General features: G+C 68.3%; 15 protein-coding genes. 7 read left to right on the top strand and 8 right to left on the bottom strand.

What is annotated here, in order from left to right; genetic code table 11:
• Nucleotides 1-22: 22 nt before the first annotated feature.
• On the top strand, nucleotides 23-640 hold the full coding sequence (locus AC06FE_RS09650; RefSeq protein WP_446541237.1) for an HD-GYP domain-containing protein: 618 nt from the start codon (nucleotides 23-25) through the stop codon (nucleotides 638-640).
• Here AC06FE_RS09650 and cls read toward each other — a convergent pair.
• The gene (gene cls / locus AC06FE_RS09645; protein ID WP_478072918.1) at nucleotides 637-2,148 is read right to left on the bottom strand and encodes a cardiolipin synthase; all 1,512 of its coding nucleotides are present in this window, start codon (nucleotides 2,146-2,148) and stop codon (nucleotides 637-639) included. The genes AC06FE_RS09650 and cls overlap by 4 nt on opposite strands.
• Before the next feature lie 200 nt (nucleotides 2,149-2,348).
• Here cls and AC06FE_RS09640 point away from each other — a divergent pair, with 200 nt between their 5' ends.
• Nucleotides 2,349-2,561, top strand: coding sequence for a ParD-like family protein (locus AC06FE_RS09640; protein WP_132864621.1), 213 nt, complete (start codon nucleotides 2,349-2,351; stop codon nucleotides 2,559-2,561).
• Nucleotides 2,558-3,349: a type I methionyl aminopeptidase gene (map, locus tag AC06FE_RS09635; protein ID WP_192286397.1), complete on the top strand. Its 792-nt coding sequence runs from the start codon at nucleotides 2,558-2,560 to the stop codon at nucleotides 3,347-3,349. Before AC06FE_RS09640 ends, map begins: the two co-directional genes overlap by 4 nt.
• Before the next feature lie 161 nt (nucleotides 3,350-3,510).
• Here the strand turns inward: map and AC06FE_RS09630 are convergent, their stop codons facing one another.
• From AC06FE_RS09630 to AC06FE_RS09620, 3 genes are all read right to left on the bottom strand, one after another.
• Nucleotides 3,511-5,604 carry a M13 family metallopeptidase gene (locus AC06FE_RS09630; RefSeq protein WP_478072917.1) on the bottom strand — a complete coding sequence of 698 codons (2,094 nt, stop codon included), beginning with the start codon at nucleotides 5,602-5,604 and terminating at the stop codon, nucleotides 3,511-3,513.
• Between the two features lie 111 nt (nucleotides 5,605-5,715).
• Nucleotides 5,716-6,717: a hypothetical protein gene (locus AC06FE_RS09625; protein ID WP_478072916.1), complete on the bottom strand. Its 1,002-nt coding sequence runs from the start codon at nucleotides 6,715-6,717 to the stop codon at nucleotides 5,716-5,718.
• Nucleotides 6,707-7,261, bottom strand: coding sequence for an RNA polymerase sigma factor (locus AC06FE_RS09620; protein WP_192286400.1), 555 nt, complete (start codon nucleotides 7,259-7,261; stop codon nucleotides 6,707-6,709). Before AC06FE_RS09620 ends, AC06FE_RS09625 begins: the two co-directional genes overlap by 11 nt.
• 127 nt (nucleotides 7,262-7,388) lie before the next feature.
• Here AC06FE_RS09620 and AC06FE_RS09615 point away from each other — a divergent pair, with 127 nt between their 5' ends.
• The 3 genes from AC06FE_RS09615 to AC06FE_RS09605 all read left to right on the top strand — a co-directional run bounded on the left by AC06FE_RS09615 (nucleotide 7,389) and on the right by AC06FE_RS09605 (nucleotide 9,405).
• Nucleotides 7,389-8,060, top strand: coding sequence for a dioxygenase family protein (locus AC06FE_RS09615; RefSeq protein WP_478072915.1), 672 nt, complete (start codon nucleotides 7,389-7,391; stop codon nucleotides 8,058-8,060).
• Nucleotides 8,057-8,647 (top strand): cytochrome b/b6 domain-containing protein, encoded by a 591-nt coding sequence (locus AC06FE_RS09610; RefSeq protein ID WP_478072914.1) that lies wholly within the window; start codon nucleotides 8,057-8,059, stop codon nucleotides 8,645-8,647. The genes AC06FE_RS09615 and AC06FE_RS09610 overlap by 4 nt, the downstream gene beginning before the upstream one ends.
• A gap of 146 nt (nucleotides 8,648-8,793) precedes the next feature.
• Nucleotides 8,794-9,405 carry an HAD family hydrolase gene (locus AC06FE_RS09605; RefSeq protein ID WP_478072913.1) on the top strand — a complete coding sequence of 204 codons (612 nt, stop codon included), beginning with the start codon at nucleotides 8,794-8,796 and terminating at the stop codon, nucleotides 9,403-9,405.
• A gap of 148 nt (nucleotides 9,406-9,553) precedes the next feature.
• Here the strand turns inward: AC06FE_RS09605 and AC06FE_RS09600 are convergent, their stop codons facing one another.
• The 4 genes from AC06FE_RS09600 to baeS all read right to left on the bottom strand — a co-directional run bounded on the left by AC06FE_RS09600 (nucleotide 9,554) and on the right by baeS (nucleotide 13,904).
• Nucleotides 9,554-10,693, bottom strand: a complete 1,140-nt coding sequence (locus AC06FE_RS09600; protein ID WP_478072912.1) for an MFS transporter — start codon at nucleotides 10,691-10,693, stop codon at nucleotides 9,554-9,556.
• A gap of 59 nt (nucleotides 10,694-10,752) precedes the next feature.
• Nucleotides 10,753-11,541: a DeoR/GlpR family DNA-binding transcription regulator gene (locus tag AC06FE_RS09595; RefSeq protein WP_478072911.1), complete on the bottom strand. Its 789-nt coding sequence runs from the start codon at nucleotides 11,539-11,541 to the stop codon at nucleotides 10,753-10,755.
• Nucleotides 11,542-11,802: 261 nt separating this feature from the next.
• Nucleotides 11,803-12,519 (bottom strand): response regulator, encoded by a 717-nt coding sequence (locus AC06FE_RS09590; protein ID WP_446541246.1) that lies wholly within the window; start codon nucleotides 12,517-12,519, stop codon nucleotides 11,803-11,805.
• Nucleotides 12,516-13,904, bottom strand: a complete 1,389-nt coding sequence (gene baeS, locus AC06FE_RS09585) for a sensor histidine kinase efflux regulator BaeS (RefSeq protein ID WP_446541247.1) — start codon at nucleotides 13,902-13,904, stop codon at nucleotides 12,516-12,518. Before baeS ends, AC06FE_RS09590 begins: the two co-directional genes overlap by 4 nt.
• Nucleotides 13,905-14,050: 146 nt before the next feature.
• On the opposite strand from baeS, the gene AC06FE_RS09580 reads away from it, so the two are divergent.
• Nucleotides 14,051-15,232 carry an efflux RND transporter periplasmic adaptor subunit gene (locus AC06FE_RS09580; protein ID WP_478072910.1) on the top strand — a complete coding sequence of 394 codons (1,182 nt, stop codon included), beginning with the start codon at nucleotides 14,051-14,053 and terminating at the stop codon, nucleotides 15,230-15,232.
• Nucleotides 15,233-15,239: the final 7 nt, after the last annotated feature.

Raw genomic sequence — 15,239 nt, 5'->3', positions numbered from 1 at the left:
CTGTCCCGCAGCCCGATACCGCATGTCGCCGATCAGCACGCCCGTGGGCCTGTCCCTTCCGCCGGATGACCCGTCCTGCACGATCACCGTGCTGGCCGCGGCGCTGGACCAGCGCGACAGCTACACCGACCACCACTGCGACCGCGTCTCGCGGCTGGCACACGCGATGGGGCGCCACTGCGGCCTGGACGAGGAACGCCTCGGGCATCTGGTGCTGGCCGCGCGCTTCCACGACGTGGGCAAGATCGGCGTGCGCGACGACGTGCTGCTGCACCCGGGCAAGCTTGATGACCCACGGCTGTCGGCCATGCGCACTCACCCCGAGCGCGGTGCGCGGCTGTTCCTGGCCACCGGCCGCGACGACGCCCGCCAGGTGGCCGCACTGATCCGCCACCACCACGAAGCGTGGGATGGCAGCGGCTACCCGCATGGCCTGCAGGGCGAGGAAATCCCGATGGAATCGCGCATCCTCACCATCGTCGATGGTTTCGACGCGATGACGTCCGAGCGTCCCTACCGCGGGCCGATGCCGGCCCAGCGCGCCGTCGAACTGCTGTCCAATGAACGCGGCCGGCTCATCGACCCCCGCCTGTTCGGCGAATTCATGGGCCTGATGCGCCAGGGCGAACTGCCGGCCTAGAGCACCGGCGACATCATCGCCACCGCGTTCTGCACCAGCCGTGCGTGCAGCGGCCACTGCCGCACCTGCGACAGGCTGACCGGGGTTGCCACCTGCAGGTACTTCTGCTGGCGCTGGCGCAGCACGCCGACCACCGCCGGATCGGCGATCAGCAGGTTGTTCTCGAAGTTCAGCTCCAGGCTGCGGCGGTCGATGTTGGCCGAGCCGACCAGCGCCACCTCGCCGTCGAACGTGAGCGACTTGGCATGCAGCAGGCCCAATGGATACTCGTTCACCTGCACGCCGCACTGCAGCAGGTCGGCGTAGGTGCTGCGGCTGGTCTGTCCCACCAGCCAGGAATCATTGCGCGCCGGGAAGATCACCTGCGTGGCCACGCCCCGTCGCGGTGCCGCGCACAGCGCGCGCAGGATCGATTCGTCCGGCACGAAGTACGGCGTGGAGATCACCAGTTCGCGGCGCGCGGCGTAGATGCAGGCCACGAACATGTCGGCCATGGCGTTGTGGCGGGTGATCGGCCCGGTCTCGAAGGCCATCGCACGGCTGCCACGGTCGAAGGTGGCTGCCGTACCCCGCGCCGCGTAGCCCTCCATCGCGGTTTCGCCGGTTTCCGGAATCCAGCCGCTGAGGAACAGGTACTGCAGTTGGCGCACCACCGGCCCTTCGCAGCGCAGCAGCAGGTCGATCCACGGCGCATAGGCCGGCTTCACCCGGAACTCGGCATCGGCGCAGTTCTGGCTGCCGCAGTAGGCGATGCGGTTGTCGATGACCACGATCTTGCGGTGGTCGCGCAGGTCCATGCGGCTGAAGGCCATGTGCTGCAGGCGATTGACGTCGTCCAGCGTCTTGAGCAGCGCCACCCCCGCCCCGGCGAGCTGGCGCCAGCGCGGGCCATCGATGAACGCGCGCGAGCCCAACGCATCCACCATCACCCGGCAGGCCACGCCCCGGCGCGCCGCCGCCGCGACCGCATCGGCCACCCGCCCGCCGGCGCCATCGTCCAGCCAGATGTAGAAGGCGATGTGCACGCTCTCGGTGGCGTGATCGATGTCGGCGACCAATGTCGCCATCGCGGCCCGGCAATCGGCCACCGGATCATCGGCGGCGCTCCCCTCGGCACCCAGCAACGCGATGCGGTTGCCCGCCTGTGCGTGGAAGCCGTTGATCGAATGCGCCAGCTCGAACAGGGGCGCGATGTTGTCGGCCAATGCGGCATCCGGGCCAGCCACCGGCTGTCCCGGGTCGGCCTCGTGCAGGCGGCTCATGTTGTGCCGCACCTGCTGCAAGCGCCGGAACCGTGAACGGCCAATGCTGGTTTCGCCCAGCAGCAGGTAGGCCACCATGCCGACCAATGGCGCCAGCATGATCACCGCCACCCAGGCCGCGCGCGACGCCGGCGCACGGTTCGGCCGGGTCAACGCCCGCGCCGCGGTCAGCAGGTGCGCGATGAAAACCAGCACCGTGCCACCCAGCTGCAGCAGGCCCTGCCAGTTGCCAGGATCGAACGTCATTGCCCCCTCTCTCCCCGAACTCGCCTGCGCTGCCGGACGGCGACATCCATAGCATGCGACCGGTGTTGCCGATGTCGGCGTACTGCAAGCGCGGCCGTCTCCGCCGTCATGGCCATGGACATGGCGCTTGACCGATGGTCGGTCGCAATGAATATATGATTCATATATACTCCATATAAACCTCACGGGAGATGGCCCGCATGGGCATCGTGAACATCGACGACGACCTGCACGACAACCTCCGCCGGGCCAGCACGGTATCGGGGCGTTCGATCAATGCCCAGGCCGGCTTCTGGATCCGAATCGGCATGCTCTGCGAGCTCAACCCGCACCTGAGCTACCAGGAACTGGTCGCGCGGGAACTGGCGGCGGCCGGGGTCCGGCCCGCGCCGTTGTTGGCGCCCAGCCCATGATCAAGCAACCCCACGAACTGGCCCTGATGGCCGAATCCGGCCGCCTGCTGGCATCGGTGTTCGAAGCGCTGGACCGGTTGCCGCTGGAAGGCCTGAGCACCCTGCAGGTCAACGACTGGGTCGAGCGCTTCATCGTGCAGGAACTGAAGGCCCGCCCGGCCAGCAAGGGGCAATACGGCTTTGCCTATGTGCTCAACAGTTCCATCGACAACGTGGTCTGCCATGGCATTCCCTCCGCCTCGGACATCCTGCGCGAGGGCAGCATCGTCAACCTCGACATCACCCTGGAGAAGAACGGCTACATCGCCGATTCCAGCAAGATGTACCTGATCGGCGAGGTCAGCCATGCCGCGCGCCGGCTGGTCAACGCCACCCGTGAAGCGATGTGGAAAGGCATCGCCAGCGTGCGCCCCGGCGCGACGCTGGGCGACATCGGCTTCGCCATCCAGCGCCATGCCAAGGATGCCGGCTATTCGGTGGTCAAGGAGTACTGCGGGCACGGCATCGGCCGCGAGATGCACGAGGAGCCGCAGGTGCTGCACTACGGCCATCGCGGCGCCGGCCTGGCGCTGGAGCCGGGCATGACCTTCACCATCGAGCCGATGATCAACCAGGGCCGCGCCGCCATCGACAGCAGCGACGATGGCTGGACCGTCACCACCCGCGACGGCAAGTTGTCCGCGCAATGCGAGCACACCGTCGAGGTCACCGACAGCGGCGTGCGCGTGCTCACCCTGCGCACGGAGGAGCGCGCGTTGGCCGAGCGCCTGCTGGGCAAGGCCGGCTGAGTTCCACGCCCGGCGCGTCCCCCCGCAGCATGCTCCTGCAGTCGAGGCGATCTGCCCGACGCAGACCGCACGAGCGGAACGCCACGCGTCACCCGACGTAAGAAGGCCCGGCAATGCCGGGCCTTCTTCGTTCCACTCACGCCATCATGCTGGCGTGCGGGTTACCAGATCACCACGCGCTTGTCGTCGGCGCGCACCATCGCATCGCCGGCCTTGCACTGGAACGCAGCCGCGAACGAGGGCATGTTCGACGGTGCGCCGTTGGCGCGGAAGTTGGCCGGTGCGTGCGGATCGGTGTTCAGGCGCACACGCAGCTCGCCGTCGGTGAAGTTGCGGCGCCACACCGTGGCCCAGTTCATGAAGAAGCGCTGGTCCTGGGTGTAGCCGTCCACCGGTACATTGGCCTTCGGGTCTTCCTTCAGCGCCATCTGCAGCGCGTCGTAGGCCACGGTCAGGCCACCGAGGTCACCGATGTTCTCGCCCAGGGTGAGCTTGCCCTTCACGTTCACGCCCGGCAGTGCCTCGTAGCCATCGAACTGGGCGACCAGCTGGTCGGTGCGGCTGGTGAAGGCCGTGCGGTCGGCATCGGTCCACCAGTTGTCGAAATTGCCGTTGGCGGCGAACTGGCTGCCCGAGTCGTCGTAGCCGTGCATCATCTCGTGGCCGATCACCGCGCCGATGCCGCCGTAGTTCAAGGCCGGGTCGGCCTTGGCATCGAAGAACGGCGGCTGCAGGATGGCGGCCGGGAACACGATCTCGTTCTTGGTGGCGTTGTAGTAGGCATTCACCGTCTGCGGGCTCATGCCCCACTCGGTCCGGTCCACCGGCTTGCCGATCTTGCCCAGCATGTAGCGGTAGTTGAACGCGCGCGCGGCCTGCACGTTGGCCAGGTAGTCCTCGCCATTGGTGGCCAGGCCCGACCAGTCACGCCACTTGTCCGGGTAACCGATCTTCGGGGTGAAGCTGGCCCACTTTTCCAGCGCCTTCTTCCTGGTTTCCTCGCCCATCCACGGCAGCGTTTCCAGTCGCGCCTTCAGCGCCACCGACAGGTTTTCCACCAGGTGCTGCATGGCCACCTTGGACTCGGCCGGGAACACCGCATCCACGTACAGCTGGCCCAATGCCTCGCCCATCGAGCCGTTCACGGCCTCCAGCACGCGCTTCCAGCGCGGCTGCATTTCCTGCTGTCCGCGCAGGGTCTTGCTGAAGAACTCATAGTTGGCCTGCTCGAAGCCGCTGCTGAGGTACGGCGCAGCGTCATCCACCGCGTGGAAGCGCAGGTAGGCCTGCCAGGTACTGGCCGGCACGTCGGCGAGCATGCTGTTCACTTCGGCGAAGAAGCCCGGCTGTGCCAGCGAGAACTTGTCCTTGGCCGGGATCTGCAGCGTGTCGAACAGCGCCGTCCAGCTGAAGTTCGGGGTCTGCTTGTCGGCGTCGGCGGCACTGAGCGGGTTGTAGCGCTTGGCCGGGTCGCGCAGCTCGATGCGCGACAGCGAGGCCTTGGCCAGGCGGGTTTCAAACGCCATCACCGCATTGGCCTGCTCCTTGGCCTGCGCGGCATCCACGCCGGACAGGGTCAGCAGCTGTTCGATATAGGCCACGTAGGCCGCGCGGATCGCGGCCTGCGATTCGTCGAAGTAGTAGCCCTTCTCCGGCAGGCCCAGCCCGCCCTGGCCGACATAGGCGATGACGTTGGCCGAGTCCTTGAAGTCCGGGCTGGCATACAGCGCGAACAGCCCGCCATTGCCGCGCGCGAAGCTGTCGCGCAGGTAGCCGCCGATGGCGGCGGTGTCGTTCAGTGCGGCGATCTTGTCCAGTTCCGGCTGCAGTGGCGTGATGCCCGCCGCTTCGATCGCGGCCTCGTTGTTGCCGGTCTTCCAGATATCGCCGATCTTGGCCTCGTTCGAACCGGCCGCGGCCTTGCCGTTGGCGGCCTGCTCGACCAGCGCATGCTGCACTTCCAGCGAGCGCTCGCGCAGGATCTCGAAGCTGCCCCAGGTCACCTGGTCACCCGGCACCGGGTTGGCGGCCAGCCACTTGCTGTTGACGAAGCCGTTGAGGTCGGCGCAGGCCTGCACGGCCGGATCCAGGTCGGCGGCGTTGAGCGAGATCAGCGCGGTCTTCAGCTGCGACGCGTCGAACGCCGGCTTGGCGTCGGCAGCCGGGGTGGCGGGAGCCTCGGTCTTGCCGCAGGCGGCAAGCGAAGCGGCGATGGCGACCGTCAGCGACAACGGGACAAGCTTGTAAAACGACATGGACATCTCCGGGCCAAACAGGGAAAGGCGCCGCAGGCACGTGCGGCGCAGCTTGGGAGCGTAGGGCATACCGGTCCGCGACGGGATCGGCCGAAGGTCACAGCGCGTGGCTCATCCCAACGCGTCGCGCCAATTCAGCCACCATGCCTTCGGCGGCCGCGGCACCTGCTCCCACCAGCGGTTCATGGCATGCACGCTGCCCCGCTGCCAGGCCTGGCGGTGGGCCGGATCCGGGACCGTTTCACCGAACATCGCTGCCAGACGTGGATACAGCGGTCCCGACGCCAGCGCCGGGTAGCGGGTCAGCAGGGTGAGTATGGTGAAGCGATCATCGTCGGTTGCGCGCTCGGCCACCTGCGCCTCGACACCGGTCACGCGCTCGCCCCTGGCCATTGCCAGGTCCAACTGCTCGACCTGTGCCGCGAACGCGACGCTTGCCGTCTCGGCCAGCGGAATGCCGCTGCGCGACGCATCAAAGCGCAGGTGCGAGCCAGCCGGCACCAGGGTTTCCTGCCCCTGCACGCGGTGCATCACCCAGCCACTGAGCACGCGGATGTCGCCTTCGCCCTGGAGATTGCGCTGCATTTCGAACGCGCAGCCCAGGTCCACGGTTTCGGCATCACCGGCGGCAATGCCGAAGTGGCCCGGTGGTGCCCAGATGCGGGCACGCACCCGGCCGTCCAGCAATTCCAGGCGGTGATGCCCGGCGCGTGTGTCGACCAGCCGGACCCGTGTCCCCGGCAACACCTGCATGCGACCGATGCGGGCCACCTGGACGGTCGCGGTTTCCCCTGCCGAGGTCGCCAGCGTCTGCCCGACCCGCAGCGTGCGCGGCAGCGCCGGGGCGTCGGTTTCAACCGCCCAGTCGTGGTGCTCGCTCCATTGCAGCCGCCACGGCAACCACGCCGCGATCCCGACCACACAGGCCACCAGCATCGCGGCCATCGCCAGGGCAGGCCGCCGCCAGCGCGGTGCGCGCCGTGCGGGGGGCAGCGCCCACGCCTGTCCTTCGGCCGGCACATGCCGGTAGCGGCCCAGCAGCGCTTCAAGCCGCACCAGTTCGTCGTCACCCGGCAACGCCGGGTCCCACAGCGGGTCTGGCCTATCCACCATCGTTGTTCTCCTCCTGCCGCTGCGCGATGCCCAGCGCCTCGCGCAGCCGGCCCATGCCGCGGTGCAGGTTGACCCGGACCGACTGCGGCGTCAGCCCGGTGAGCGCGGCGATCTCCGCGCCACTCAGGCCTTCGACCAGGCGCAGGATCAGTGTCTCGCGATAGGCCAGCGGCAACGCGCGGATGGCCTGCAGTGCCTCGCCGGCCTGGGCCATCGATTCCGGCCCGACCCCACCCCAGGGCGGATCGGCGCAGTCGCCGATGGCCACGGTTTCGACCGTTGCCGCCGGCCGCATGCGGCGCGCGATCATCGCGATCCATGGCCCGAAACGCTCCGGTTCACGCAGTTGGTCCAGCCGGGCGAATGCCAGCACGAAGGTTTCCTGGGTCAGGTCGTCCACCCGCGCACGCGCCACCGCGCCCAGGTGGATGGCATGCACCAGTGGCGCGAAGCTGCGGTACAGCCAGGCGTAGGCCGCCTGCGATCCGCGCCGGGCGTCCTGCACCTGCCGTGCGATGTCCTGTGGCGGAAGCGCGGGCTTCATGTCCTTGGGGATCGGGGGTGACCTGGATCAGGAGGGTAGCCGGGGCCGAAGCGTTAACACGTGTCCGGCGGTTAACGCTTCCATCGGGCGAACGCTCCTGATCGACACGCCACTCCAAAGAACCGTCATGCCCTGCTCCCCTTTCCTACTGGCCGGCCCCGTGCTCCTCAGCGTGCGCGGCAGTGCCTTGTTGATGCTGCTGGCCGCTTGCGCCCGCGCCGATGCCGGCCCGCCCCCGGTGGTCGGCCTGCCCTGCGAAGACTGCGAGGTCGCCTTGATCGGCCTGCCCGACGCTCCGCCCGTCGTGATGCGCCTGGCGCCGGACACCGAGCCGGGCGAACGGCTGCGCCTGCAGGGCCGGGTGAGCGATGCACGCGGACGGCCGCGCGCGGGCGTGATCGTGTATGCCCACCAGACCAACCGCGACGGCATCTACCCGGGCGAACGCAGTGATCCCGACCCCGGTGTCCGCCGTCATGGCCGGCTGCGCGGCTGGGCCACCACGGCATCGGACGGAAGCTACCGCTTTGACACGATACGCCCGGGCAGCTACCCGGGAACGCGGATGCCGCAACACATCCACCTGTACATCATCGAGCCCGGCTGTGCGCTGTACTACATCGACGATGTGCTGTTCAGCGATGATCCCCACCTCACCGCCGCCGTCGCACGCAAGGCCGACCTTCGCCGGGGTGGCAGCGGCATCGTCACCCCTGCAAAGGTTCCCGGTGGCTGGCAGGCCCGCCGCGACATCGTGACCGGCCAGAACATTCCCGGCTATCCGGCATGCCCGGCATGAGCGCATCGGCCGTCGAACGGTATCCGCTGGTGTTGCGCGTGCTGCATTGGCTGCTGGCGGCGCTGCTGATCCTGCAGCTCGGCCTGGGCCTGGCGGCCGAGCACGCGGTGCCGCCTGCCATCGCCGATCGCCTGCTCGCCGTCCACTTCCCGCTGGGCATCGTGATCCTGTGCCTGATGGCCCTGCGCCTTGTGCTGCGCCTGACACTGCACGCACCGGCGGCGCGGCGCGATGAGCCCCGCTGGCGCCAGCGCGTGCGGTCAGGCGTGCATGCCGCGCTGTATGTGTTGGTCCTGCTCCTGCCGATCAGCGGCCACGTGATCTGGGTATGGATGGGGGCGGACCGGCACCTGCCGGGTGGCAGGGAAGTGCCCGCCTTCTTCATGCCCCCCGAAGACGAGACCGGGCGTGCCCTTGCCTGGTACGTGCATGTCTACGGCGCGTGGTTGCTGCTGGCACTGGTGGTGCTGCACGTAGCCGCTGCATTCCACCGCCAATGGACGCGTGGCGATGGCTTCATCGCACGCCGGATGGGCTGGGGTAGCCAGCCACCGCGCCGTCCATGCGCCGCGAAGCGCCGCACCTGATACGCGCGCATCCGTCGCGAATCGTTGCCTGCCGGTAGCCACCGCTTGCCGGCGATGCGGCACATGCATCATGGTTGCGCGGGATGATCCAGCGTGCCGCCTGCGGCTCACGTGCTGGCACACCTGCATCCCTTGCCTGAACCTCCATGATCAAGACCCTCTTCTTCGACTTCGACGGCGTGTTGACCACCGACCCGAGCGGTTCAGCGACGACGCTGCGCGCGCTCGCCGAGCAGTCCGGCCTGGACGAGCAGGTCCTCTGGGCAGCCATCGAACCCTTCAACCGCGACCTGATCCTGGGCCACACCACCCACGCCCGGATCTGGCCCGATGTCTGTGCACGGCTGGGCACCGAGATTCCCTTCGAACACCTGACCACCGCGTTCCTGCAGACGCCCATCCACCAGCCGGTGCTTGCGCTGGCAAGGGAACTGCGCGCGGAATTCGCCATCGGCATGATCACCGACAACAAGTCCGATCGCATGGATGTGATCGTCAGGCAGCATCGACTGGAGGAGGTCTTCGATCCCATCGTCGTCTCCGCCGAGGTCGGCCACAGCAAGCGTGGGGCGGCAATCTTCCGGGAGGCGCTGCGCCGGGCCGGTGCCGAGGCGAGGACATCCTTGTTCATCGACAACACCCTGCGCAACCTGTACGGCGCGGCAGCCATCGGGATGAAGACCTTGCTGTTCGATGGCACCACGGAAGGTGCCGCAGAACTGCGCAGCGCCCTGCAGCTCATCTTCACCAGCGACTGAAGGACGGCCGAGGCCGGGGCCTGCCGTCGTTCCATGAACATCGCACAGGACAGCGCGGCCGGACCTCATGGCAACGGCGTACGGCGCAGGCCGGCCAGAATTTCACCCTCATTGGAGGCAGGGAATCTTCCCGACCGGTGACGCAGGCTCAACGCACCCGCAGTGACGCGCCCAGTACCGCCACGCCGGCCAGCGCGGTTGCCGCCAGCAGGAACGCCGCCGGCAGGGACCAGTGCTGGGCAACGAAGCCGATCGAGGCCGGCCCCAGCAACACGCCGGCGTAGCCCAGGGTCGTCACCGCCGGGATCGCCACGCTCTCCGGCATGCGGGTCTGGCGTCCGGCCAGGCTGAACATCACCGGCACGATGTTGGCGCAACCGATACCCACCAGCGCATAGCCCAGCAACGCCGCGCCGAATGCCGGGACCAGCGTCGCCAGGAAGAAACCGCCGCTGCCGACCAGGCCGCCGATCAGCACCGCACGTGCGCTGCCCAACCGGTTGACCAGGCCGTCGCCGAACAGGCGCGTCACCGTCATCGCCACGTTGAAGGCGACAAAGCCCCACCCGGCATGCGCGAGCTCCACGCCACGCACCTCGTGCAGGAACACCGCACTCCAGTCCAGCATCGATCCCTCGGCCAGGAAGCTGACGAAGCAGACCAGGCCGATCAGCACCACCACGCCACGCGGCAACGCGAACGCCGCTTCCCCCTGGGGCGCGCGTTCGGTGCGCCAGCAGCGCATCGACGCCACCGTCACCAGCACCACGCCCAGTGCGGTTGCCAGGGTGGCCGCCAACGCACCGGCGCCGGTCGACAGCAGCAACGCCACCAGCGCCGCACCACACAAGGCACCGATGCTGTAGAACGCGTGGAAGCCGGACATCATCGCCCTGCCCGACTCGCGCTCGACGAACACCGCCTGGATGTTCATCACGCAATCCATCGCGCCGATCGCCGCGCCGAATACCAGCAACGAAAGCCCGATCGTCAACGGCGTGGGGGCGAGCGCCAGCAACGGCAGCGCCGCCGCGATGATCACCACGGTCACCTGCATCACCGCACGGCAGCCGAAACGCGCTGCCAGCAGGCCGGCCAGCGGCATCGCCAGCAACGAGCCCAGACCCAGGCACAGCAGCACCACGCCCAGCAGGGCGTCATCCAGGCCGGCGCGCACCTTTGCATACGGCACCAGCGGCGCCCAGCAGGAAATGGCGAATCCGGGGACGAAGAAAGCGGCGCGCGTGGCCATCTGTTGGCAACGCTGGAGGACATGCAGGTCGGTCATGGAAACATCGGCACAGGGGGAGAGAACCGAAGCCGCACGCGGCAACGGGCGAAGATCAATCAGGCCGCGCCGACCGGCACCAGGTGCAGCTGCGCCGGCCCGGCCAGGAACTGCTCGCGCAGCTCGGCGGGCAGGTCGTCGGCAACGACAAGGTGATCCACCTGCGCGAGCGTGCCGATGCGATAGGTGGCGCGCGTGCCCAGCTTGCCCATGCCTGCGACGATGATGGCCACACCGCTGGCCTGGATCATGGCCTGCTTGAACGCCACTTCTTCGGCATGGATTCCCCAGACACCGGTCTCCGGGTCCACCGCGCAGGTGCCGGGAATACAGATATCCACCTGCAGTTCGGCAAGCTGGCGCTGCGCGATCACGCCGATGGCGCCACCACTTGCCGGATCCACGCGGCCGCCGATCATCACCACCTCGGCGGCCGGGTCACCGCACAGCGCCGCGGCGACGGTGGGCGCGTTGGTGATCACGGTGACCGCCTTGCCGCGCAGTGCCTGCGCGATCTCGACATTGGTCGAACCGGCGTCCAGCAGCACGGTCTGCCCCGCTTGCACCAACGATGCCGCGTGGTTGGCCAACGCACTGCGCTCTCCGTCCCGGCGCTGCATGCGTTGTGGCAACCCGTCGAAGTGCACGGTCGGCAACAGCGCGCCGCCGTATACCCGCCGGCACAGGCCCCTGCCCGCCATGTCACGTAGGTCACGGCGGATGGAATCCTCGGAGACCTCGAAGCGTGCGGCCAGCTCGCTGGCCACTACGCGTCCGTGGGCCTTGAGCAAGGCCAGGATCCGCTGTTGGCGCTCCTGCGGCAGCACCTCGTTGTGGGGCAAATTCATGTGACCCGGCTCCGTTGATCGCGGGAAGCGTTGGGGACGCGCCACGGCTTGCAGCCCGTTCGGCGTCATTGCGACGCCAGCAATCATGCATAAACGTGATTAAACGTGCAACAACCTGCATCCAGGGCCACCCCGCTCCGGCGCAGGCAGTGGTGCGGGTACGCATCGCCACCCCCGGCGCCAAGGCGCGGGGCGTCCTACCGCCACACAGGCCGATGGACCCACGCAATCCACGGCAGGACACCGCAACCGTCCGTGCGATCAGGACCGGGGATCAGGCTCTCTGGCCGGCAGTTCGAAGCTGTAGCCCACCCCGTAGATCGAACGCACACCGTCTCCCTGCATGCCGGCCTCGCGCAGCCGGCGACGAAGGTTGCGCACATGGCTGTCCACGGTGCGGTCGGTCACCACCCGGTGGTCGCTGTACAGATGGTTGAGCAGTTGCTCACGCGACCACACCCGGCCCGGGCTACCCAGCAAGGTGCGCAACAGGCGGAACTCGACCGCCGTCAGGTCCAGCACGCGGCCATGCAGGAAAGCGCGATTGCCGGTTTCATCGATGACCAGGCCCGCTTGCCGGGGCTCCGCCTGGCCGTGGCGGTAGCGGCGCAACACCGTCCCCACACGCGCCACGACTTCCTTGGGACTGAACGGCTTGCACACGTAGTCGTCGGCACCGACCTCCAGCCCGAGCAGACGATCGATCTCCTCCACCCGCGCGGTCACCATGATCACCGGTACATCACTCTCCGCGCGGATGGCACGGCACAACTCCACGCCATCACGCCCCGGCAGCATGATGTCCAGCAACACCAGGGCGGGCCGGCGTGCGTGGAAGGCGGCCATCACCTGGTTGCCGTCGGCCACCCAGTCACTGCGGTAACCGGCTGCGTGCAGGTAGTCGCGCAGCACTGCCGCCAGGCGCGGTTCGTCCTCGACAACGAGCACTTCCACGGCGGCGTCGATGGATGTGCTCATGCGTGCAGTGGCAGTTCCACCACGATGGCCAGCCCACCGAGCGCGGACGCTTCGGCGTGGATGGCGCCGCCATGGGCCAACACGATGTTGCGGCAGATCGCCAGGCCCAGCCCGCTGCCACCACTGGCGCGATTGCGCGAGGCATCCACCCGGTAGAACCGCTCGAACAGGCGCCCACGCTTGTCCTCGTCCACGCCCGGCGCGCTGTCCTCGATGCTTATCCGCACGTGCCGTTCATCGCGCAACGCATGTACCGCGACGCTGCCGCCGCGGTCGGTGTAACGCAACGCGTTCTCCAGCAGGTTGGCGAACAACTGCTGCAGGCGCCGTTCATCCCCCTGCACCGGCAGCGGGCCGGGCGCGGATGACACGACCAGCGCCAACCCCGCGTCGTGGAAGCGGCAGCGCATGCCTTCCACCGTCGCGCGCAGCACCGCATCCAGGTCCAGCGGCACATGTTCGTAGGCCAACTCGCCGGACTGGGTCAACGCCAGCTCGTGCAGGTCGTCGATGAGCTTGCCCAGCTGCCGCACTTCGCCCTGCAACGGTGCCAACGTCGCCGCGCTCATCGGCCGGATGCCGTCCTGGATGGCCTCCAGTTCCGCACGCAGCACCGACAACGGCGTGCGCAGCTCATGCGAGATGTCGGCCATGAACTCACGCCGGTTCCGCTCGCTGTTCTCCAGCGCGCCGGCCATGCGGTTGAAGTCCTGCGCCAGCCGCCCCAGCTCATCGTCGGCGCCGGGCACGATGCGTGTGGCGTAGTCCCCGCCGGCCAACCGGTGGGTCGCCGCCCCCATGCCCTGGATGCGCTTGCGCAGGGGGCGGGTCAACAGCCACGCCAACGTACCGGCGACCAGCACCGCGACGATGCTGATCGCCCACCAGCGCCGCACCTGCGCCTCCATGAAGCGCTGCTCGTTGCGCGCCAATATCTTCTGGAACGGCACCATCGCCAGCCAGCCCACGGTATGGCCTTCCACCACGATCGGGCGGCGGATCGCACTGCCATCGACGTCGGCGTTGCCGATCACACGTTGGCCCTGCGCATCAAGCAACGCGAAGCGGGCCACCGCGCCGGTCTGGTCCGACACCGGTGGCGCACTCAGCAAGGCTTCGTCGGCAACCGGGTCGCCCACATGGGGACGGATCAGCCGCAGCCAGACCTTGCGCTGGCCGCGCACGAACTCCCAACTGCCATGTTCGGCGTACTCGGCCTGCAGGCGCGGCAACAGCAATTCCATGCGGCCGATGCCCTGGCCATTGAGGTAGCCCAGGAAGCCCCTTTCGAACAGCCATTTGCCGGCCACGCCATTGACCAGCAAGGCGACCGCGCACATCAACAGCATGGCGCAGAAGATCTTGGCGGCGATTCCGAATTTCATGGTGCGCGGATGTGGACGGGCCGTGACGGGATGGCCCCATTAGCGGCGCCCTGCCGCCGCGATGCAAGCCCGCGCCATCAATCTCCATATTTGCTGCACATTTGCCTCGCAGGCTGGCGTCACCTGGAAACCACCGAGTGCCCCCCATGCCCGCTGCTGTTCCACCCCGCACTGCCCTGGTTCCGTTGGCCCTGCTGGTCTGCGGCGTGCTCACGGCCTGTTCGTCCAAGCAGGCGACGCCCTCCCGCGAGGTGACCGTCTCGGTACAGCCGGTCACTGTCCAGCGAATGGCCATGGAGCAGACGTTGCCGGGCCGGACGGTGGCGTTCATGACCTCGGACGTGCGCCCGCAGGTGGGCGGCATCATCCAGAAGCGGCTGTTCACCGAGGGCGAGCAGGTGAACGCCGGCCAGGTGCTCTACCAGATCGACCCGGCCAGTTACCAGGCAGCCTACGACAACGCGCGCGGCACCCTGGCCCAGGCCGAAGCGGCGGTACTCTCCGCGCGCCCCAAGGCCGAACGTTATGAAAGCCTGGTCAAGGCCGATGCGGTCAGCAGGCAGGACGGCGACGATGCCCTGGCCGCGCTGCGCCAGGCCGAGGCGGCGGTGGTGGCAGCGCGCGCCGGGCTGCAGAGCGCGCGCATCAACCTGGACTACACCCGCATCACCGCCCCCATCAACGGCCGCATCTCCACCTCCACCTATACCCCCGGTGCCCTGGTCACCGCGGGCCAGACCACCGCACTGACCACCATCCAGCAGCTGGACCCGATCTACGTGGACGTCAGCCAGACCAGTGCCCAGTTGCTGGCGCTGCGCCGGCAGCTGGCCTCCGGCGCGCTGCAGTCCGTGGACGGCAAGGCACAGGTCAGCGTCACCCTGGAGGACGGCAGTACCTACGCGCACACCGGCACCCTCGAGTTCGTGGGCACCGCCGTGGACACCGGCACCGGCAACGTCACCCTGCGCGCGGTGCTGCCCAATCCCGACGGCCTGCTGCTGCCCGGCATGTACGTGCGCGCGGTGCTGCCGATGGCCATCAATGACAAGGCCATCCTCGTGCCGCAGAGCGCAGTCACCCGCAATACGAAGGGGGAAGCCACCGTCAAGCTGGTGGGCGAAGGCGACAAGGTGGTCGAGCAGGTGGTGACGCTGGGCGACGCCGTCCGCAACCAATGGGTGGTCACCGCGGGGTTGAACGCGGGGCAGCGGCTGATCGTGGCCAATGGCAGCAAGGCCAGCGCCGGGCAGACGGTCAAGGTACAGGCCGCCAACGCCGCCGCGGCCGCGGCCGACCCCGCCACCGCCACTCCCGGCACCAAGTAAGGATCGG

Source organism: Stenotrophomonas sp. Steno-C18, from assembly GCF_056393195.1.
This window is presented reverse-complemented; position numbering and strand designations above follow the sequence as displayed.